Raw genomic sequence first — 19672 nt, forward strand, 5'->3', positions numbered from 1 at the left:
AGCCCTCTCGGAGGTGGTGTCGGTGAGGCGACGGCGGGTCAACCGGGTCGCGACGATCAGCATGCACACGTCCCCCCTGGACCAGCCGGGGACCGGTGACGCGGGCGGGATGAACGTCTATATCGTCGAAGTGGCGAAACGCCTGGCCGAACTCGGGGTGGAGGTGGAGATCTTCACCCGGCAGACATCCCGGGACCTGCCACCGGTCGCGGAGATCGTTCCGGGCGTCTCGGTCCGCCATGTCACCGCCGGGCCGTACGAGGAGCTCGACAAGGGCGACCTGCCCGGCCAGCTCTGCGCCTTCCTGTCGGGGGTGCTGCGCACCGAGGCCATGTACGAGCCGGGCCGCTACGACGTCATCCACTCCCACTACTGGCTCTCCGGTCAGGTGGGCTGGCTGGCCAAGGAACGCTGGGGCCTGCCGCTGGTGCACACCATGCACACCATGGCCAAGGTGAAGAACCTCCTGCTCGCCGCCGACGACAGGCCGGAGCCGGCCGCCCGGGTGCTGGGCGAGCAGCAGGTCGTGGACGTCGCCGACCGCCTGGTGGCCAACACCCCGACCGAGGCCAGGGAACTCGTCGAGCTGTACGGAGCCGCCCCGGCCCGCGTCGAGGTCGTCAACCCCGGCGTGAGCCTCAGGGTCTTCCAGCCCGCCTCCCAGGGCGCGGCCCGCCACAGGCTCGGGCTGCCGCAGGACGCTCACGTGCTGCTGTTCGTGGGCCGCGTACAGCCGCTGAAGGCCCCGGACGTGCTGCTGCGAGCGGCGGCCAGGATGCTCATCGACGACCCCTCGCTCAGGTCGAGGCTGGTCGTCGCCTGCGTCGGCGGCCCCAGCGGCAACGGTCTGGCCAGGCCCTCCTACCTCACCGACGTGGCGGCCTCGCTGGGGATCTCCGACGTGGTCAGGATCGTTCCCCCCGCGCCCCAGCACGAGCTGGTCGACTGGTACCGCGCGTCCGACGTGACCGTCGTCCCCTCCCACAACGAGTCTTTCGGCCTCGTGGCCCTGGAGTCCCAGGCCTGCGGCACCCCCGTCGCCGCCGCGTCCGTGGGCGGGCTGCGCACCGCCGTACGCGACGGTGTGTCCGGAGTGCTCGTCGAGGGGCACGACGCCCATGACTGGGCGCGGGTGCTCCGCCGGTTCGTCTACGAGCCCGCCTGGCGGGAGACGCTGTCGGCGGGCGCGGTGGCCCACGCGGCGGCCTTCGGCTGGTCGGCCACCGCGGCCCGGCTGGCGGACGTCTACGCCGGGGCGATGACGAACCTGCACCGCCTCCCGATCGCGGTCAACTCCTGAGGCCCGCCCGTGAGGTCCACGCGCGGAGCGCCCGCGAAGCGGATGGCGCGGTGTTCGTGAGGCCCGCTCGTAAGCTGGGCCCATGCGTGAAGTGATCGAGGCGGCGCTGAAGAGCGCGGACGCCTCCTACGAGCAGCCCCGGCCGGGGGCCTTCCTGGTGAAGCTCCCCGGCCAGCACAAGCTCGCCACCATGACCTGGCTGATCGTCGGCGACCAGGCACTGCACGTGGAGGCGTTCTTCTGCCGCCAGCCCGACGAGAACCACGCCGAGTTCTACCGCTGGCTCCTCACCAAGAACGGCTCCATGTACGGGGTGCACTTCGCCCTCGACCCCATCGGCGACGTCTATCTCGTGGGCCGCGTCCCGCTGGAGGCGGTCACCGACGAGGAGGTCGACCGCCTTCTCGGATGCGTGCTCACCTACTCCGACGAGGGCTTCGACCGCGCCCTGGAACTGGGCTTCGCCTCCTCGATCCGGCGCGAGTGGGAGTGGCGTGCCAAGCGCGGCGAGTCGCTCGCCAACCTCCAGGCCTTCGCCCGCTTCGCCGACCCCGAGCGCTGAGGGCGCCCCGTCCCACCGTCTCGAACCCTCGAAGGCCGGCTCCGAGGGCCGGGGCGGCCGGGTCCGCCGGCGGGCCGGGCGGGTTCAGGCCGGGTTCAGACCGGGTTCAGGCCGGGTGGAGCGCCGGAGACGCCAAGCAAGCGCCCACTAAGCTTGTCGGCATGTCGACTTTGGTGCTGCTTCGGCACGGTGAGAGTGAGTGGAACGCAAAGGGTCTGTTCACCGGATGGGTGGACGCGGGGCTCTCGGCCAAGGGCGAGGAGGAGGCGCGCCGCGGCGGGCGGCTGCTGCTCGACGCGGGGGTGCGTCCCGACGTGGTGCACACCTCCCTGCTGACCAGGGCGATCCAGACGGCCAACCTCGCGCTGGGCGCCGCGGACCTGCTCTGGCTGCCGGTCTCCCGGTCCTGGCGGCTCAACGAGCGCCACTACGGCGCCCTGCAGGGCAAGGACAAGGCGCAGACGCGGGCCGAGTTCGGTGACGAGCAGTTCATGCTCTGGCGCCGCTCCTACGACGTCCCGCCGCCCCCGATCGCCGACGACGACGAGTTCTCCCAGGCCGGTGACGCCCGCTACGCGCTCCTGCCGGGCGAGCTGATGCCGAGGACCGAGTGCCTCAAGGACGTCGTCGAGCGCATGCTGCCGTACTGGTACGACCAGATCGTGCCCGACCTCGCGCAGGGAAGGAACGTGCTGGTCGTCGCGCACGGCAACTCGCTCCGGGCACTGGTCAAGCACCTGGACGGGATCGGCGACGACGAGATCGCCGGGCTCAACATCCCCACCGGCATCCCGCTCCGGTACGAGCTGGACGACGACTTCCACCCGGTCACCAAGGGCGGGCAGTATCTCGACCCCACCGCCGCCGAGGCCGCCATCGAGGCCGTGGCCAACCAGGGCAAATAGCCCCGGCATCCCGGAACCGAAGAAAGCCATCCGTAACAGACGAAAGGAGGGAGGGCCCGCCGGATCCGGCGGGCCCTCCCTCCTTTTCCGGCTTCTCGCGAAGACGTTCGCGAGGGGCGGCGGGGGTCAGAAGGCGGAGGTGTCCTGGGGACGGGAGCCCGTCACCAGGTAGACCACGTCGTGCGCGACGCGGACCGCGTGGTCGGCGTAGCGCTCGTAGTAGCGGCCGATCAGCGTCACGTCGATGGCCGGTTCGACGCCGTACTTCCAGTCGGGGGCCATCAGGACCTTGAACAGCCTCCGGTGCAGCTTGTCCATGGCGTCGTCGTCGGACTCCAGCTCCAGGGCAGACTCCACGTCACGCGAGGCGATGCAGCTGCCGGTCTTGGTGATGAGGCGCTCGGCGATCTGCCCCATCTCCAGGATGGTGGAGCGTACCTCCGGCGGGATGGCGGACTCGGGATGGCGCAACCGGGCGATCTTGGCCACATGCTCGGCGAGGTCGCCCATGCGCTCCAGGTCGGTGCCCATCCGCAGCGCCGCGATGATCATCCTGAGGTCCACGGCCACGGGCTGCTGCCTGGCCATCAGGTCGAAGATCGAGGCCTCGATCTCCGCGAAGATCCGGTTGACCTCCTCGTCCTGGGAGATGACGCTCTCGGCGAGGTGGATGTCGGCGTCCAGGAGGGCGGTGGTGGCCCGCGATATCGCCGACCTCACGAGTCGGGTCATCTCGACCAGCCGCTCGGTGAGGGCGTCGAGTTCTTCGTGGTAGGCGTCGCGCATGAGACTCACCGTAGGGCGGTAACGGTGAACGAACCTCGACCGTAAAGTGAACTTTATGGGAAAGGCCGTGGTCATGCCCCCTTAGCAGTCCTCAATAGGAAAAGCCCGACCTACCATCGAGGGCGTGAAGCCTACGGGAGGACCACGTGAGTGAGCTGATGGCGAGCCTGGCCGCACTGGCCGGTTTCGTCGTGGGAGCGCTGGCCGTGATGGTCGTCCGCCATACCCATGGACAGCGGAGTGCGATGACACCGGTTGACGGCGTCGAGCCCGGCGCGCTGCCGCAGGGGGTCGCCTCGGTGCTGGCCGTGCTGCCGTCCTCGGCGGTCGTGCTCGACAAGGAGGACCGCGTGCTGCGGGCCAGTTCGGCGGCACGCGCGTTCGGCCTGGTCAAGGGAGATCACCTGATGGCGGCCGAGCTGCTCGCCCTGGCCAGGAAGGTACGCAGGGACGGCGAGATCCGCGAGAGCGAGATCGAGGTGGCCGGCCACAAGTTCGGCCAGGAGTCGACCAACTTCGCGGTGCGGGTCGCCCCGCTCGGCTCGCACGGTCAGGTGCTCGTCCTCGCCGAGGACCAGACCGAGCACCGCCGCGTCGAGGCGGTGCGCCGCGACTTCGTGGCCAACGTGAGCCACGAGCTCAAGACGCCGGTGGGCGCGCTGTCGCTGCTGGCCGAGACCATCCAGGACGCCGCCGACGACCCCGAGGCGGTCACCCGCTTCGCCGGGCGCATGCAGCACGAGGCGGCCCGGCTCACCTACCTCGTCCAGGACCTCATCACCCTCTCCCGTATCCAGGGCGCCGAGCCCATTCCCACCCCGGGCCCGGTCCTGATCGACGAGGCGGTGCACGAGGCCATCGACCGCTGCAACACCACCGCGGCGGCCAAGGACATCACCCTCGTCGCCGGTGGGGTCGAGGGCCTGCGGATATGGGGCGACGACGAGCTCCTCGTCACCGCCCTGCGCAACCTCATCGACAACGCGGTCGCCTACAGCCCCGAGCACACCCGGGTCGTGGTCAGCGCCCGCGCGGCGGGCCCCAACACCGAATCCGTCGAGATCAGCGTGAGCGACCAGGGGATCGGCATTCCCGAGAGCGCCCAGGAGCGGATCTTCGAACGGTTCTTCCGCGTCGACGCGGCACGTTCGCGGGCGACCGGTGGCACGGGCCTCGGCCTGGCCATCGTCAAGCACGTGGCCGCCTCCCACAACGGGGCGGTCACGGTGTGGAGCAAGGAAGGTTCCGGTTCCACCTTCACCCTCCGCCTGCCCGCCTTCGGCGGCATGGCGGTCACGGAACCAGCAACAGTCACGATTCCCCTGGAGGCCGCGCAGTGACTCGCGTGCTCGTTGTCGAGGACGAGGAATCGTTCTCCGACGCCCTGTCATACATGCTGCGCAAGGAAGGCTTCGAGGTGGCCGTGGCCACCACCGGGCCGGAGGCGCTGGAAACCTTCGACCGCAACGGCGCCGACCTGGTGCTGCTCGACCTGATGCTCCCCGGCCTGCCGGGTACCGAGGTCTGCCGCTCCCTCCGGCAGCGCTCCAACGTGCCCGTCATCATGCTCACCGCCAAGGACAGCGAGATCGACAAGGTCGTCGGGCTGGAGCTCGGCGCCGACGACTACGTCACCAAGCCCTTCTCCTCGCGAGAGCTGGTGGCCCGCATCCGCGCGGTGCTGCGCCGCCAGGGCGACGTGGAGGAGCTGGAGTCGGCGGTGCTGGCCGCCGGTCCGGTCCGGATGGACGTCGACCGCCACATCGTCGCCGTACGCGGTGAGCCGGTACAGCTGCCCCTGAAGGAGTTCGAGCTGCTGGAGGTGCTGCTGCGCAACGCCGGGCGGGTGCTCACCCGGGGCCAGCTCATCGACCGGGTCTGGGGCGCCGACTACGTGGGCGACACCAAGACCCTGGACGTGCACGTCAAGCGGCTGCGGGCCAAGGTCGAGTCCGACCCCTCCAACCCGCGCTGCATCCTCACCGTCCGGGGGCTGGGCTACAAGTTCGACCCCGCCGAGGTCTGACTCGCCGAGGTCTGGGCCTCGGAGGTCCGACCCGCCGAGGTCTGGGCCGTCCCGCCCGTTCCCGGACGATCGCCCGCTTCCGGGACGACGCCCGTCCGGGCGGACGCTTCGCCTCCGGACGATCCGAGGGGCCGTACGGCGTGCCCGCGCCGTACGGCCCCTCGGCGTGTCCGGAGGCCGTCGCCGGCCCCGGAGGGTCAGTGGCCCGAGTGCTCGTCCCCGGTGGTGGCGGAGGGGGTGGGTGACGGCGTGGGGGCCGCGGAGGCGCCGGGAGCCTGCGGGTAGGCGGTGAACTCGCGGCTGCGGGTGATGACGGGGATCGTGAGCTGCACGATGCCGGCGTTGGCGAACTGCAACTGCACCTTGAGGCCCTCGCCGCCCCTGAGAGGCTTCTTCAGCCCCTCGACGAGGATCGTGGGGGTCGGCTTGCCGACGTTCACCCGCTGGTCCTGAGGGAGCGTCACGGGCGCGCTCACCTTCGCCGTACCGAGGGCGGGGTCGACGCCGAGGCCGACGAGCTGGTCGGAGCCCGCGTTGGTGTTGACCACCGACAGGTAGAGCGGGGTGGCCGCCCCGGCCGGCAGCGTCGCGCCGGAGTCCGGCCCCAGGAAGAAGGCCTGGGAGATGTCGATGCCCTTCGTCTTGACCGAGAGCGCCTCGGTCGGCGAGTAGGGCTTGTTGGTGATCGCGTCGGATCCGGCACCGCAGCCGGCCAGGGCCGGAGCGGCTGCGAGGAACGCCGCGGCGACGATCGCCCGGTGGCGGATGTTGCGGGTCACGGTGCGAGTTCTCCTTGTCACGCGTGAGATAGGGCAAGGGCAACCCTATCGGCGACGTTTACCGGGTTTCCCGCCGCCCCACCTCATCATCCGAAGCCGCGGAACGCAGGTCATAAGTGCTTTTTGTCCCCTTGATTCACACACTTGGGCACTTGTCAAGTCATAAGATGCGGCTTTGACCTGCAGTTATGGTGATTTCACTGTTCCGGGAGGCTGTGGATACGTGGTACTCTTGAGTACAGCGGAAGGGGTACTTGTCACATGACTTTCCAGGTCGGCGACACTGTCGTCTACCCCCACCACGGGGCTGCTCGGATCGAGGCGATCACGACCCGAACCATCAAGGGTGAGGAAAGGACCTACCTGGTTCTTAAGGTCGACAAGGGCGACCTTACCGTCCAGGTGCCGGCTGACAACGCAGAACTCGTCGGTGTTCGCGATGTCGTCGGACAAGAGGGCCTTGAGCGCGTCTTCGACGTGCTTCGAATGCCTCACACCGAAGAGCCCACGAACTGGTCCCGACGCTACAAGGCGAACCTTGAGAAGCTGGCGTCCGGCGACGTCAACAAGGTTGCCGAGGTCGTTCGCGACCTGTGGCGGCGAGACAGGGAGCGCGGACTCTCCGCAGGAGAGAAGCGGATGCTGGCGAAGGCCAGGCAGATCCTCGTCAGCGAGCTCGCGCTCGCGGAGAAGACGAACGAGGACAAGGCCGAGGCCCTGCTGGACGAGGTTCTCAACTCCTGAACAAGACATTTCCACGGGTGGGCGTCGGGGTCGACGTCCACCCGTTCGCTTCTGGCCGCGAGCTTCACCTCGCCGGTCTGCACTGGCCCGGCGAGACCGGCCTGGCCGGTCACTCTGACGGTGACGCCGCGGCCCACGCCGCCTGTGACGCCCTGCTGTCCGCGGCGGGTCTCGGTGATCTCGGCGGCCTGTTCGGCACGTCCGATCCCCGGTGGGCGGGCGCCTCGGGTGCCGCCCTGCTGGAGGAGACCGCGCGCAAGGTGCGTGCCGCGGGCTTCGAGATCGGCAACGTGGCCGTCCAGGTGATCGGTAACCGTCCCAAGCTCGCCCCCCGTCGCGTCGAGGCCGAGAAGGCTCTCAGCGCCGCCGTGGGGGCTCCGGTGAGCGTCAGCGCCACCACGACGGACGGGCTCGGCCTCACCGGGCGCGGCGAAGGCGTGGCGGCCGTCGCGACCGCGATCGTGGTGAACCTGTAGCGGGTGTCAGACGTCTTCCATACGGAACGTGAAAACGTTCCGGCGGGCGGCGCGGAATGCTCGTCGATCCATATCGAGGCGGTGGCCCGTTACTGGCGCGGTACGGGCCACCCCTCCTTTTAGCGTGATCAATGAATGCGCTGGGTAACCCCTTGGTGACCGTGTCTCGTAACAGGGGGAGCCGGACATGATCGTCTCGATTGTCTCCGCAATTATCATCGGCGCCATCATCGGTGCCCTGGCGCGTCTCATCCTTCCCGGGCGCCAGAACATCAGCATCGGTCTGACGCTCATCGTCGGCATCGTCGCCGCGCTCATCGGCTCGCTCATCGCCGGAGCGCTCGGTCTGGCCAACACGCGAGGGATCGACTGGTGGGAGCACATCATCCAGCTGGCACTCGCGGTGCTCGCGGTGCTCCTCGTCGTCCAGATGCAGGCGAGAAAGACGCACTGAAGGATTTTTTGCCACTGTTAGGAATAACCGTGACTCAGGGGGTAGCCACCTCCCTGTGAGAGTGAAGGTCTCACGATCACTGGGAGGTTGAATATGACTATCGCGTCCATTCTCGGGGCAATCGTTATCGGCGCGGTCATCGGCGCCCTCGGCCGTCTCCTGCTTCCCGGTAGGCAGGCGATCGGAGTGATCCTGACCGTCGTCGTCGGCATCGTCGCCGCGCTTATCGGTACCGCCCTCGCCCAGGTCCTCGGCGTCACCACCACGGACGGTATCGACTGGATCGAACTCGTCATGCAGGTGGGCCTCGCCATCGTCGGTGTCGGCCTGGTCGCGGGTCTCAAGCGCTCCAGGGTCTAGCGAACACCCCGGGTGAACCATCCCGGTGACCTCGCCGAGACTCGACTGGACCCCCTCCGGTCCGGAGGCAATCGCGGTGACGCGCACGATGTCATCGTGCTCCAGGAGAAGACCCGCTCGGTTCCATCTGATCTGCCGAGCGGGTCTCGGTCGTTCAAGGCCGGTTCGAGCAGCGTGCCGAACCGGCTTCCGGCCGATCCTGGCCCGGGCCCGGAGGTGAGCAAATCGCCGGTCCGCAGCGGGGCGCCGTTCACACATGTGTGAGCGAATAGCTGCGGGCCGGTCCAACACCCGGTGGTGAACGGTGGTTCCGGCAGGAGACCGCCGCTCGGTTCCACCGCGGCGTGTGGCACAGACCCCGCCGCCGCCCGGCCGGCCTCTTCGCCGGCCGGGCGGCGGCGGGGTGTGGACGGGGCCGGAGGGACGCCGACCACGTAGCCGATCTCAGCGGTCTCGGCCATCCCGGCTGAGAGACCTCGCTGAGCGACGGCCCGAAGACCGGGTCAGCTCCTCCCAGGCCCCGGAGCTGACCCGACGGGCGTACGACCGGAGCACCGGACATGGCCGGGCCCTGCCGCCCTGTCCGGCGGGCGGCCGCGGCCGGTTGCGCGGCACCGGGTCGGCGGATCGACGGGTCACCGGGTCACCGGGTCGCAGGGGAGCCGGGTCGCCGGAACGTCAGGCTCGGGGTTCTTGTCGTGCTCGACGGCCGCCTGGAGACGGATCGGATCCGCCTCCCGCGTCCAGGTCCGCCTCCCGCTCGCTCTCGTCTTTGACGCGCCCCCCGATCTCTCACTCACCCGGGGGTACGGGCGTGCTGCGCATCCGCCCGGAGGGCGGTGCCGCGGCGCCGTCCTCGTCGTGCGACCGCGCCTCGGCCTCCTCCCCGGCCTCGGCGGCCTCGGCGCCGTGCGCCGGGTCGGGGGACTTTCCGGCCTTCCGGCCCGTGGTGCGCCTCTCCCTCGCCACAGGCGCCTTCGCGGCGCTCTCCGCGGGCGTCGTCGCCGCCGGCTCCGTGGCCGTCCCGCCCGGTGGGGCACTCGCCGGGCGGTCCTTCACGGCGAGGATCGGCTGGGTGTCGGCGTCGCGCTCGCTCACCTCGGCCGCCTGCTCCCGGGGAAGGTCGGTGTCGCTGTCCCACGTCTCCACCCGCTCGCTGACCCTGCCGCCGCTCTCAGGCTCGGGTGCTCGTACGGCCGGGCGGGGCGGGTGGACGAGGAGGTCGCCCTGGCGCGGCCGGACCAGGTCGCCCCAGCGCATCGGCTTGCCCGGCCGGGGGGCCGCGGGTTCCCGCGAAGACGGCGGGTCCTGCGGGATGTCGGTGACCTCGGGTGTCTCCGGTGCCGCGGTGGGACCGACCACCGGCTCTCCCACCGGGAGGTCGTGGTGCGGGGCGGCCTCCAGGGGCGGCGCGGAATGCGGGTCGAGCATGATCTCCGCCGCGGAGTGGTGCACCAGATGCCCTGGATGCATCGGGTGACCGGGGCGGTCCCCGTGACCGGGGTGGTCCCCATGGCCCGGACGGCTTCCGTGACCCGGATGCTCCTCGTGACCAGGGCGGACGGGCTGCTCAGGGTGGGCCGGCGGGTCCTGCCACCGCTCCCCGGGGTCGGGCGCGGAGGGGCGGTTCGGAGCCGCCGGGCTCGCCTCGGGGAACGGCACGATGTCGCGCTCGGACGACGGCAGGCCGGACAGGGCCGCGTCGCTCGCGGCCCTCCGGGCGGCGGCGTGTTTGATCAGCAGGAGCCAGAGCCACAGGGCCAGGATCAGCATCACCCAGGGGGCGACGGCGACCACGACGGCCGCGCGCCCCTCGTCCACTGCCATCCGCATGGCGGTGGACACCTCGGCGGCGGCCGCGCCGGCGAACAGCAGTGTCAGGATCACACCCGCCTGCAGCCGTACCGGCCACCGGCCGCCGCGCAGCAGCAGTACGCCGATCATCGCGATGACGAGCAGGGCGTCGAAGGCGGCGGGATACAGATACGCGAGGCCGACGGGCGCCCTGCCCGCCACGGCGAGGGCGCGCAGATCCTCGAAGGAGAGCACGCAGGCCGCGGCGGTGAGCGCGGCCACGCCGACTCCGGTGACGGCGATCCCGGCGCGGCGCAGGGCGACGGCCACCCGGCTCGGCTCGGCGGCGATGGGCAGGGGCGGGGGCGGGGGCGGGCGGGAGATCGAGCCTGCTGCCCCGGGAGATTTGACGTCCATGGCCCTTTGAGCCTACAGAATCGGCATCTAGCATGATCGGGGAAGTTTTTCGAAGGCGGTCGAGGCAGAGGGCCGGCAAAATCATCCGATCCCGCGCGCGAGATGTCCGACGCGGCGAACGTCGCCCCGTGACGGGTCTCAACGGCGTCGACAGCCCGCGGGCGAGTGCCGTCCGGGCGAAGACGGACAGGGGCGACATCCTGGTGTCGACGGTCGGGGACAGCGTCGTGTTCTCGGCTTCTCGACGGTCAGGGCACGGCGTGAGGGCGTCGACTTCGCGCGACCCGCGCACGGCCGTCGCGGTGTCCGACCGCGCCGGCTCTTACCGCCACCTCGTCCATGTCATCGCCGCGTGGAGGTGAGAGGGACGGCCGCCTCGACAGGATGATCCCGACGGGGCGTTCGCCCGGGAGATGACACGCGAAGACCGGGGGAGGGGTGGGGCGAGCGGAATCTCCAGGTGGAGAGGATGGTCGTCAGGATCACTATCGGCCGCGTCTTCTGTCGCGATGCCGTTCTGCCGGACCAACTGGGCGACATTCGCCGCCAATGGTCATAAAACACTCTGCTGAGTGTCTTCAACGTCCCGCAACTCGGTTTGTGAGGGGAGGTGAGGCATTAGCCTTGCCTTCGTGAGCCTGCAGCTATACGACACCAGCGTACGCACTGTCCGCGAATTCGTCCCGGTCGAACCCGGCCGGGCCTCGATCTACCTGTGTGGTGCCACCGTGCAGGCTCCCCCGCACATCGGGCACATCCGCTCGGGCGTCAACTTCGACGTGCTCCGCCGCTGGATGATCAGGTCCGGCTACGAGGTGACCTTCTGCCGCAACGTCACCGACATCGACGACAAGATCATTAGAGTCGCCGCCGCGGAGAACGTGCCGTGGTTCGCCGTCGCCGAGCGCAACCAGAGGGCCTTCACCTGGGCCTACGAGGTGCTGGGCTGCCTGCCCCCCACCGTCGAGCCCCGTGCCACCGGCCACGTGCCCGAGATGATCGAGCTGATGGACCGGCTGATCGCCGCCGGACACGCCTACGCCTCCGAGGGCGACGTCTACTTCGACGTCATGTCCTACGCCGACCGGTACGGCTCGCTGTCCAACCAGAAGCTCCAGAACATGCGGGCCGCGGGCGACACCGACACCGACTCCTGCAAGCGTGACCCGCGCGACTTCGCGCTCTGGAAGGGCGAGAAGCCCGGTGAGCCGACCTGGCCGACCCCGTGGGGCCGGGGTCGCCCCGGCTGGCACCTGGAGTGCTCGGCCATGGCGACCAAGTATCTCGGGTCCACCTTCGACATCCACGGCGGTGGCGTCGACCTGATCTTCCCGCACCACGAGAACGAGCTGACCCAGTCCCAGGCGGCCGGCGACGGCTTCGCCCGCTACTGGATGCACAACGGCATGCTCAAGATCGGCGCGGAGAAGATGAGCAAGTCGCTCGGCAACTCCCTGCTGGTCCCCGAGGTCACCAAGAAGGTCCGCCCGGTCGAGCTCCGCTACTACCTGGCGGCCCCGCACTACCGTTCCTCGATCGACTACTCGGAGGAGGCGCTGTTCGAGGCCGCCTCGGCCTACCAGCGCATCGAGGGCTTCGTCACCCGGGCGGCCGAGGTCATCCACGACGTCGACGCCCACGCGCCGCTTCCCCAGGCCTTCTCCGACGCCCTCGACGACGACCTGGGCACCCCCCAGGCGCTCGCCGTGGTGCACGAGGTGGTCCGCGAGGGCAACGTCGCGCTGGCCCAGGGCAACAAGGAGCAGGTGGCCAGGCTGCTCGCCGAGACGCAGAACATGCTCGACGTCCTCGGTCTCGACCCGCGCTCGGAGCAGTGGCGCTCCTCGGGCGGCGAGACCGGCATGCGGGCGACCGTCGACGCGCTGGTCGCCGTCGCGCTGGAACAGCGGCAGGCGGCGCGGGCGCGCAAGGACTTCTCGGCCGCCGACAGCATCCGTGACCAGCTTTCCCACGCGGGCATCCACGTCGAGGACACCCCCCAGGGACCACGCTGGGAACTCTCGCGGTGAAACCAGGCCGTACGCTATAGACCATGGCTGGTGGGGGTAAAGGGTCCGGGCGACCCGCGAAGAAGAAGAGTCCGACCAAGGGCACGGGCGGCAACGTCCGTCGTGGCCTGGAGGGCAGGGGGGCCACCCCGCCGGCGCATCTGCGGCACTGGCACAAGGACAAGGCGCGCACCGAGCGGATCGAGCGCGAGGAGAAGACCGGCAGGTCTTCCTCCCCGCGCACCCCGGTCCGCACCCGGCGGAGCGACGACGCGCCCGAGCACATCGGCGGGCGCAACCCCGTCGTCGAGGCGCTGCGGGCCGGGGTTCCGGCCAGCACGCTCTACGTGGCTCTGCGGATCGACAACGACGACCGCGTCAAGGAGTCGGTCCGCATCGCCGCCGACCGGGGCATCGCGATGCTGGAGGTCGGCAGGGAGAAGCTCGACCGCCTCACCGAGGGCGGGATCCACCAGGGCATCGCCCTGCAGATCCCGGCGTACGACTACGCCCATCCCGACGACCTGGTCCGCGTCGCCCAGGAGGCCGCGGAGGTCCCGCTGATCGTCGCTCTCGACAGCGTCACCGACCCCCGCAACCTGGGCGCCATCGCCCGCTCGGCCACCGCCTTCGGCGCCCACGGCCTGGTCATCCCCTCCCGCCGCTCGGCAGGGGTCACCGGCGGGGCCTGGAAGACCTCGGCGGGCACGCTGGCCACCCTGCCGGTCGCCCGCGCCGCCAACCTCACCGCCACCCTGCGGGAGTACCGTGAGGCGGGCCTGTTCGTGATCGGCCTGGACGGCGAGGGGACGGTCGACCTCGGTGAGGCCAACCTCCTCGACGGCCCGCTGGTCGTCGTCGTGGGCTCCGAGGGCAAGGGCCTGTCCCGCCTGGTCCGCGAGTCGTGTGACCTGGTCGTCCGCATCCCGATGCATGCCGCCGCCGAGTCCCTCAACGCCGGGGTCGCCGCCGGCATCGCCCTCTACGAGGTCGCCCGCCACCGCCGTTCCTAACGGTTCGCGATCGGCAGGGCATACCTCGGTGACGTACGGGGAGTGAGCCGACTACACTCGACTGGCGACCGCGCCGACGTAGCTCAATCGGCAGAGCAACAGTCTTGTAAACTGTAGGTCAGGGGTTCGATTCCCCTCGTCGGCTCGTATGTGAAAGGCCAGGCCAACCGATATCGGTTGGCCTGGCCTTTCGTCGTTCAGGGAAACTTTATGATCTTCCGTGCCCGTTGCGTACCCGATGGCTTCCTGTGCCCGTTTGAACGCCTGCCCAAGCGCCTCGGCGATGACCTTGTCCCGGTCCTGGCTGGCGTGCTGGTAGATCAGCGCCGCGCGCGTCAAGCGGCGGCGCGGCACGCCGCCGCACGGCCCTCCACCCGCCCGCCGTCCGGGCGTGCGGCGTGGGCGCCGGTCCCGAACGGCGGCGGGAATCGGGCCGCCCGCCGCACTGCTCGCGCGCCGCACCCATCCAACCCGCCGCACCGGGGCCGCACCGCCACCTGACAGAGATCTACTCTCCGCCGTGCCGTCGTCGGCCGAACTAGCCCTGCTCGCCTTATGGCAGCGGCGCTTCAGAGCGGTGCAATACGCATACGGGTTGTCAGGGACCCCCTGACAATATACAGTGTCAGGGATGCCCTGACACCTTAGGAGTGCGCTGTGACGCTGCCTGACACCCTGACCGAACTCGCTCGGTGTTCCTTCTGCGGCAAGCCGTCCACCGAGGTCGACAAGCTGGTCGCCGGTGCTGGAGTGTATATCTGCAACGAGTGCGTGGCTCTGTCCGCGTCGATCATCGACGGGAGCCCCGAAAGTCCCGCAGGGCCGCGCGTGCCCGTGTGGGAGTCGCTGACTGACGAGGAGATGCTGAGCCATATTCCGCGCGTCGCCGCGCATATCGACCAGGCCGAGGCTGACCTGCGCTCGTGGGCACAGGAACTGCGTCGGCGCGGCGTCACCTGGGCCAGGCTCGGGGAAGCTCTCGGGATCACCCGCCAGTCCGCGTGGGAGCGGTTCTCCGGCGAGGAGTGACGCGATCTGGGGCAGCTCGCCTGCGTCTGGGGATCTTTCGTGCGGCATGATCCCCGGTATGCGCGGCGGGGGTGGACTGTTCCGGGCTGACCTCTCACGATCGCCTGATGGCAGCTGATCTCCGAAGGTGGCCGGGGGCGATCGACGGTCCGGTACTTCGTTCCTAATGACGGTGCGGGCGCGTTCCCCGGTCGGGGTGACGGATGCCTTCTTCGTTCCGGGATCTTTGAGTGGGCTTCTCGCCCTTCCGCGCCACCCGCGTGCCACTGGCCTTCTTCGTGGCCGTCTTGCATGCCCCCTTGAGTGCCTTGCCCAGGGCCTCCGCGATGGCCTCGTCACGGTCCTGACCGGCGTGCCGGTAGATCAGCGCCGCCCGGATGGAGGAGTGCCCCATGCGGGACATCAGCTCTTTGGGACTCGCCCCGCTGGAGGCGGCCAGGGTGTTGCCGACGTGGCGGAGATCGTGGAAATGGAGATCGGGGAGCCCGGCAGCCGCGCGGACACTGCCGCTCGACGACGCCCGGACCGCACACGCCCTGCTCGAGAAGGGGGCCTTCGCGGCCGGATCGTCCTCACTCCGTGAACCGGCCGCGGGGACAGCGGGATTCGATTCCCGCGAGTTGGGTCCGCGACCCGATCACTCCGGCTGGTTGGGGGTTCCGTGTCCGATCTCGTAGGGAGTGGAGACCCCCTCATAGGCCAGGTGCGTCACCATGCCGTCGGCCGCGTGGCCGAGGTCGTGACAGTGGTCCATCCAGACGCCGGGATTGTCCGCGCGGAATCCGATCTCGTAGGTTTCGCCAGGCTGGACGGCCAGGGTGTCGATCCACCAGGGGCTCCCGGTGCTCGGGCGGCCGTTCCGGGAAAGCACGAGGGCGTGGTGCCCGTGCAGGTGCATCGGGTGGACCTGGTGACTGCGGTTCACGAACGTCATACGGACGACTTCACCCTGCCGGACCATGTGGACGGGGGTATGAGGAAAGCTGCGCCCGTTGACGGTGGGCAGGAAATGGAGGGTGCCGTCGTGGAAGCCGATCCTGTCGTCGATGATGACCGTGAAATCGCGGTCGAAGCGGGTGAAGGGGACCAGAGCCGGCGTGCCGTACGTCGCGGGGTCGAAGAGCGGCGCGTCAGACGGAATCGAGGGCGCGGTCACCGGGCCGTCCGAGCCGGGGCTCAGGAGCAGTCCGGCCCGAGGGTTGGCGAGGTCGGCCAGGAGAACCGGCCGGTCCGGCATGACGAAGGTCAGGTCGTACCGGCCGCCCTCGGCCACGGAGAGCCGCACCCCGTCGAGTTCGGAGGGGCCGTCGAGGTCGACTCCGTCGATGGCGGCCACCCGGAAGCGCGTGCCCAGCAGTACGAGATTCCTGGACTCGACGTCCGACCAGGCGTTCCTGTCGGTGTTGATCACGCGTAGCCGTACCGGGGTGCCGGGTCTCACCGGCCGGCGGTCGAGCGTGTCCGACGTGCCGAACGCCGCGACCAGCCCGTCGGGACGCTCCCAGTTGTGGGCCATCACGGTGATGTCCTCGCCCGTGGTGCCTTCTGGGGGAAGTACCACGAGCGAGCCGAACAGCCCGCGCCGCACGCCGACGAGGGGACGCTGGTGGGTGTGATACCAGAATGTGCCCACCTGGTCGGCGCGGAACCGGTAGACGTGGCTCTCACCCGGCTGCACGGCGTCCTGGGTCACGCCCGCGACGCCGTCCTCGGCGTTGGGCACGTCCAGGCCGTGCCAGTGGATGGTGACCCCCTCGCGGGGAAGCCTGTTGACGAGCGTCACCTGGACGAGGTCGCCCTCGCGTACGGTCAGCGCGGGCCCGGGTGCCCGGCCATCGTAGGTCCAGGCGTCGAGCACGGCGCCGGAGCCGAGCCGGATGCTCGTCTCCCGGGCCGTCAGGGTGAACGCTCGGTCGGGGGTGCCCGTGCGCGGGCCGGTGAGGTCGGTGGCGTTGACGGCCTTGACGGCCGGGGTGCCCGATGCCCGGCTCCCGTGGTGGGAACCGCCGGGACCTCCTCCGTGGTCCACGTCGCCGTGGCCCATCATGGACATCCGGTCGGGCAGGAGGCTTGTCCGCATCTCGTAGGCGCCCGCGCCGGTGATGGCCGTCGCCACCAGGGCGGTGACGGCCACGGCCCGCCTGGTCCCGGCCCGGCGGGGACGGGGGTTTCGCCCCCGGGACGCCGCCGCTGCCACGAGGAGGACGCCCGCGTAGATCGCCATGTCCGCGCCGTACGGCGGGAGCGGACGGGAGAGGTACTCCATGAAGGCGCCGAGCAGGGCTGCCGCCGCGGTCGTCCGCACGGAGACCCGGACGGAAACCGGGAAGGGCGCCGGCGGTGCTCCCGCCGTCCCCGGTGTCCTCTCCGTCCTTGCTGCCTCCGCCGTCTCCGCCGTTCCGTTCGTCGTTTGACGTCGACCGGCGATCCGCCGCAGTGCTGGGACGGCCAGCGCGAACATCGCCACCATCGGGACGGCGAGCAGGGGGAGTGCCACCAGTACCCGGTCGGCGACGAAGACCCAGCCGTTCGACCACAGCAGGCCGGTGCCGATCCCCCGGGCCACCACGACAACCGTCCCCGCGCCGATCAGCGCGAGTAGGAGCCGGGTCCGGCGGCGCGTTGAGAGACCTCCCGAGAGGAGGCCCGCGGCGCCCCAGACGATGAGGAGCAGGATCACCAAAATGCTGTCGACATTCACCGCGAACTCGTACATGGGCGCCGACGCTAGGTTCCCGGCGGGGGCGCCCGCATCCGCCCGATGCCGACACCGGCTACGCGGATCACCGTATGGACGGCCGGGTGGGAGCCGTACGGTGCCGGGTGTGTCCTGGCTGTGTGGCGCGCCGTGGTTGTCGGGCGTATTTGGATTGTCAGGCGTGTCCGGGGCGGACCAGGCCGGTTTCGTAGGCGATCACTACGAGTTGGGCCCGGTCGCGCGCGCCGAGTTTCACCATCGTCCGGTGAGCGTGGGTGCGTGCGGTCGCCGGGCTCATGGACAGGCGCTCACCGATCTGCTCGTTGCTCAGCCCGGCCGCCACGAGCGCCATGACCTCGCGCTCCCTGCCCGTGAGCCTGCCGAGCGCGCCCGTGTCCCGAGGGGCCGGCTCTTGGGCGAGGAACCGGGCGATCAACCGGCGGGTCGCGGCTGGGGACAGTAGCGCCTCTCCCTGGGCGACCACGCGCACCGCCTGCCGGAGGTCGGCGGGTTCGACATCCTTGGTGAGAAAGCCGCTCGCGCCCGCGCGAAGGCCGTCCATGACGTACTCGTCGAGATCGAAAGTCGTGAGCACGATCACGCGAACCGCGGACAGCGTGTCGTCCCCGGCGATCCGCCTGGTGGCCTCCAGCCCGTCCATGATCGGCATCCTGATGTCCATGAGCACCACGTCGGGGCGCAGCTCGCGTACGAGCCGGACCACGTCCTCCCCCGTCGTGGCCTCCGCGACGACCCTGATGTCGTCGCCGTTCTCCAGGAGGCCGCGCAGGCCCACCCGGACCATCGTCTGGTCGTCGGCGATCAGTACCCGGATCACGCGGGTTCTCCGATCGGCAACCTGACGAGGACGGAGAATCCGCCACCGGGAAGGGGCGCCGCCGTGAGCGTTCCGCCGAGGGACGAGGCGCGCTCTCCCATCCCGCTGAGCCCGTATCCCGAGGTCCCCCGGGCTTCCGGGCGTTCGTCTCTCCGGTCGCGCCCCTCGCGGGGACGTCCGTCGTCGACGACCTCGACCTCGAGCGCGTCCGGCTCGTAGGCCAGGGTGATCTGCACCGTGCCGGCGTTCGCGTGCCGGATCGTGTTCGTCACCGATTCCTGCACGACGCGGAACGCGGCGAGGTCCACCGCGGGAGGCAGCCGCCGTGCCTCACCTTTCACGATGACCGTCGCCTCCAGACCGGCGCTCCGCGCCCGTTCGGTCAGCTCGCCGACCTGGCCCAGGCCCGGAGCCGGTACGCGCGGCGGGGTCTCGCCGTCGTCCGCCCTGAGGAGTCCCAGGGCCGACCTGAGCTCGATCGTGGCCTCTCTGGCGGCCGTGCGGATGGCTCGCAGAGCCGTCCGCGCGTCGGCCGGCCGATCGTCGAGCATCTCGTCGGCCAGCGCCGCCTGGATGGTCATCCCGGTGATCGTGTGGCTCAGCACGTCGTGTATATCCCCGGCGATCCGCAGCCGCTCCTCCGCCGCCCGCCGGGCCGCCTCGCGCTCCCGCCCGGCCTCCACCAGGGCCAGCCGCTCCCCGGCCTCCGCGAGCCGTACCCTCCGGCTGCGCATGGTCTCACCCAGCAGGACGACGGCGAGGAGCAGCCCTGCCTGGGCCGTCATGTCCGTGAGCACAGGCAGGATCGGTTCGCCGAGATGCAGGGGGCGGATCGTCAGCCCCAGCATGACGAAGAGCGCGGCGACACCGAGCGACCACACCAGCAGTCCTCCCGACGCCGCGGTGTAGAGCGCGAGAGCCAGGGGAACGGCCGGGGTGATTCCTGGATATTCCAGCCCGTAGTACAGCAGGAGGCACGCGGCCGTGAGGAGGAGCACTCCCAGCGGCGACCGTCTGCGGAACAGGAGAACCCCTCCGATGACCGCGGCGAGACCGTAGGCGATCGCGTCGGGAGGCCGTGATCCGAGCACGGGCTCGGTCGCCACGCTCATCGCGATGCCCACCAGGATCCCGACGAGCATCGCCAGGCCGGTGTCGGTGGCGGCGCGCATCCATCGGCTCATGGCCACACCCTAAACGCGCCTTGAAACGTGACGGGCGGGTCGGCGGGATAGCGGTTGCCTGCTCCGCACCAACGCGGAGTTCGTAGATCGTGGTCCGACACCCACACACGTCCACGACTCCGGTTGCGCCCGCCCCAAAGCCCCGTTCGGCTTCCGCCACTCCGAATTCACATGATCATGTTGAGCCAGAAGCGCATGCGGGCTGATTCCGGGGCACTCGTCAGACAGGGTCAGCACGATGAGCCCCCGCCCTCGCGACGGGCAGTGGATGAGTTTTTGAAGATCGCCAAGGATCAGC

General features: G+C 70.1%; 18 protein-coding genes, 1 tRNA gene and 1 pseudogene. 13 read left to right on the top strand and 7 right to left on the bottom strand.

Annotation, left to right across the window (positions count from 1 at the left end):
* Positions 1-16: 16 nt before the first annotated feature.
* The 3 genes from mshA (at position 17) to ACVCAG_RS16785 (ending at position 2767) form a co-directional block, all read left to right on the top strand.
* Positions 17-1300, top strand: a complete 1284-nt coding sequence (mshA, locus tag ACVCAG_RS16775; protein WP_440082757.1) for a D-inositol-3-phosphate glycosyltransferase — start codon at positions 17-19, stop codon at positions 1298-1300.
* Between the two features lie 82 nt (positions 1301-1382).
* Positions 1383-1862 carry a YbjN domain-containing protein gene (locus ACVCAG_RS16780; protein ID WP_440070404.1) on the top strand — a complete coding sequence of 160 codons (480 nt, stop codon included), beginning with the start codon at positions 1383-1385 and terminating at the stop codon, positions 1860-1862.
* A 161-nt stretch (positions 1863-2023) separates the two neighbouring features.
* The gene (locus ACVCAG_RS16785) at positions 2024-2767 is read left to right on the top strand and encodes a phosphoglyceromutase (RefSeq protein ID WP_447190004.1); all 744 of its coding nucleotides are present in this window, start codon (positions 2024-2026) and stop codon (positions 2765-2767) included.
* Between the two features lie 126 nt (positions 2768-2893).
* Here the strand turns inward: ACVCAG_RS16785 and phoU are convergent, their stop codons facing one another.
* Positions 2894-3553: a phosphate signaling complex protein PhoU gene (phoU, locus tag ACVCAG_RS16790; protein WP_440082758.1), complete on the bottom strand. Its 660-nt coding sequence runs from the start codon at positions 3551-3553 to the stop codon at positions 2894-2896.
* Between the two features lie 158 nt (positions 3554-3711).
* Here phoU and ACVCAG_RS16795 point away from each other — a divergent pair, with 158 nt between their 5' ends.
* Positions 3712-4893, top strand: coding sequence for a sensor histidine kinase (locus ACVCAG_RS16795; RefSeq protein WP_362680557.1), 1182 nt, complete (start codon positions 3712-3714; stop codon positions 4891-4893).
* A complete protein-coding gene (locus tag ACVCAG_RS16800) occupies positions 4890-5579 on the top strand; it encodes a response regulator transcription factor (protein ID WP_362678267.1) in 690 nt (229 codons plus the stop codon). The genes ACVCAG_RS16795 and ACVCAG_RS16800 overlap by 4 nt, the downstream gene beginning before the upstream one ends.
* Positions 5580-5776: 197 nt before the next feature.
* On the opposite strand, the gene ACVCAG_RS16805 is transcribed toward ACVCAG_RS16800, so the two are convergent.
* A complete protein-coding gene (locus ACVCAG_RS16805) occupies positions 5777-6358 on the bottom strand; it encodes a copper chaperone PCu(A)C (RefSeq protein ID WP_440070401.1) in 582 nt (193 codons plus the stop codon).
* 261 nt (positions 6359-6619) lie between these two features.
* Here ACVCAG_RS16805 and ACVCAG_RS16810 point away from each other — a divergent pair, with 261 nt between their 5' ends.
* The 4 genes from ACVCAG_RS16810 to ACVCAG_RS16825 all read left to right on the top strand — a co-directional run bounded on the left by ACVCAG_RS16810 (position 6620) and on the right by ACVCAG_RS16825 (position 8392).
* On the top strand, positions 6620-7102 hold the full coding sequence (locus ACVCAG_RS16810; RefSeq protein WP_030924410.1) for a CarD family transcriptional regulator: 483 nt from the start codon (positions 6620-6622) through the stop codon (positions 7100-7102).
* Positions 7103-7119: 17 nt separating this feature from the next.
* Entirely contained in the window at positions 7120-7578 is a 459-nt protein-coding gene (gene ispF / locus ACVCAG_RS16815) for a 2-C-methyl-D-erythritol 2,4-cyclodiphosphate synthase (protein WP_362678271.1), read from the top strand.
* Between the two features lie 187 nt (positions 7579-7765).
* On the top strand, positions 7766-8032 hold the full coding sequence (locus tag ACVCAG_RS16820) for a GlsB/YeaQ/YmgE family stress response membrane protein (protein WP_362678273.1): 267 nt from the start codon (positions 7766-7768) through the stop codon (positions 8030-8032).
* Between the two features lie 93 nt (positions 8033-8125).
* Positions 8126-8392 carry a GlsB/YeaQ/YmgE family stress response membrane protein gene (locus tag ACVCAG_RS16825; protein ID WP_440082759.1) on the top strand — a complete coding sequence of 89 codons (267 nt, stop codon included), beginning with the start codon at positions 8126-8128 and terminating at the stop codon, positions 8390-8392.
* A gap of 792 nt (positions 8393-9184) precedes the next feature.
* On the opposite strand, the gene ACVCAG_RS16830 is transcribed toward ACVCAG_RS16825, so the two are convergent.
* The gene (locus ACVCAG_RS16830) at positions 9185-10603 is read right to left on the bottom strand and encodes a hypothetical protein (protein WP_447190005.1); all 1419 of its coding nucleotides are present in this window, start codon (positions 10601-10603) and stop codon (positions 9185-9187) included.
* Between the two features lie 632 nt (positions 10604-11235).
* Between ACVCAG_RS16830 and cysS the strand changes: the two genes are divergently transcribed.
* From cysS to ACVCAG_RS16850, 4 genes are all read left to right on the top strand, one after another.
* The gene (gene cysS / locus ACVCAG_RS16835) at positions 11236-12633 is read left to right on the top strand and encodes a cysteine--tRNA ligase (protein WP_440070398.1); all 1398 of its coding nucleotides are present in this window, start codon (positions 11236-11238) and stop codon (positions 12631-12633) included.
* Positions 12634-12656: 23 nt separating this feature from the next.
* Positions 12657-13625 (top strand): 23S rRNA (guanosine(2251)-2'-O)-methyltransferase RlmB, encoded by a 969-nt coding sequence (rlmB, locus tag ACVCAG_RS16840; RefSeq protein ID WP_440070397.1) that lies wholly within the window; start codon positions 12657-12659, stop codon positions 13623-13625.
* A gap of 72 nt (positions 13626-13697) precedes the next feature.
* Positions 13698-13770: transfer RNA gene (locus ACVCAG_RS16845), tRNA-Thr, on the top strand.
* Between the two features lie 512 nt (positions 13771-14282).
* Complete coding sequence (locus tag ACVCAG_RS16850; RefSeq protein WP_440082761.1) at positions 14283-14654, top strand: ClpX C4-type zinc finger protein; 372 nt, start codon at positions 14283-14285, stop codon at positions 14652-14654.
* A gap of 163 nt (positions 14655-14817) precedes the next feature.
* Here ACVCAG_RS16850 and ACVCAG_RS16855 read toward each other — a convergent pair.
* The 4 genes and pseudogenes from ACVCAG_RS16855 to ACVCAG_RS16870 form a co-directional block, all read right to left on the bottom strand.
* Positions 14818-15138, bottom strand: a pseudogene (locus ACVCAG_RS16855) (hypothetical protein); the annotation flags it as partial.
* Between the two features lie 153 nt (positions 15139-15291).
* Positions 15292-17370 carry a multicopper oxidase family protein gene (locus tag ACVCAG_RS16860; protein WP_447190006.1) on the bottom strand — a complete coding sequence of 693 codons (2079 nt, stop codon included), beginning with the start codon at positions 17368-17370 and terminating at the stop codon, positions 15292-15294.
* 157 nt (positions 17371-17527) lie between these two features.
* Complete coding sequence (locus ACVCAG_RS16865) at positions 17528-18190, bottom strand: response regulator (RefSeq protein ID WP_440082763.1); 663 nt, start codon at positions 18188-18190, stop codon at positions 17528-17530.
* A complete protein-coding gene (locus ACVCAG_RS16870) occupies positions 18187-19374 on the bottom strand; it encodes a sensor histidine kinase (protein WP_447190007.1) in 1188 nt (395 codons plus the stop codon). The genes ACVCAG_RS16865 and ACVCAG_RS16870 overlap by 4 nt, the downstream gene beginning before the upstream one ends.
* Positions 19375-19672 lie beyond the last annotated feature (298 nt).

Source organism: Streptosporangium sp. G12 (assembly GCF_052983175.1).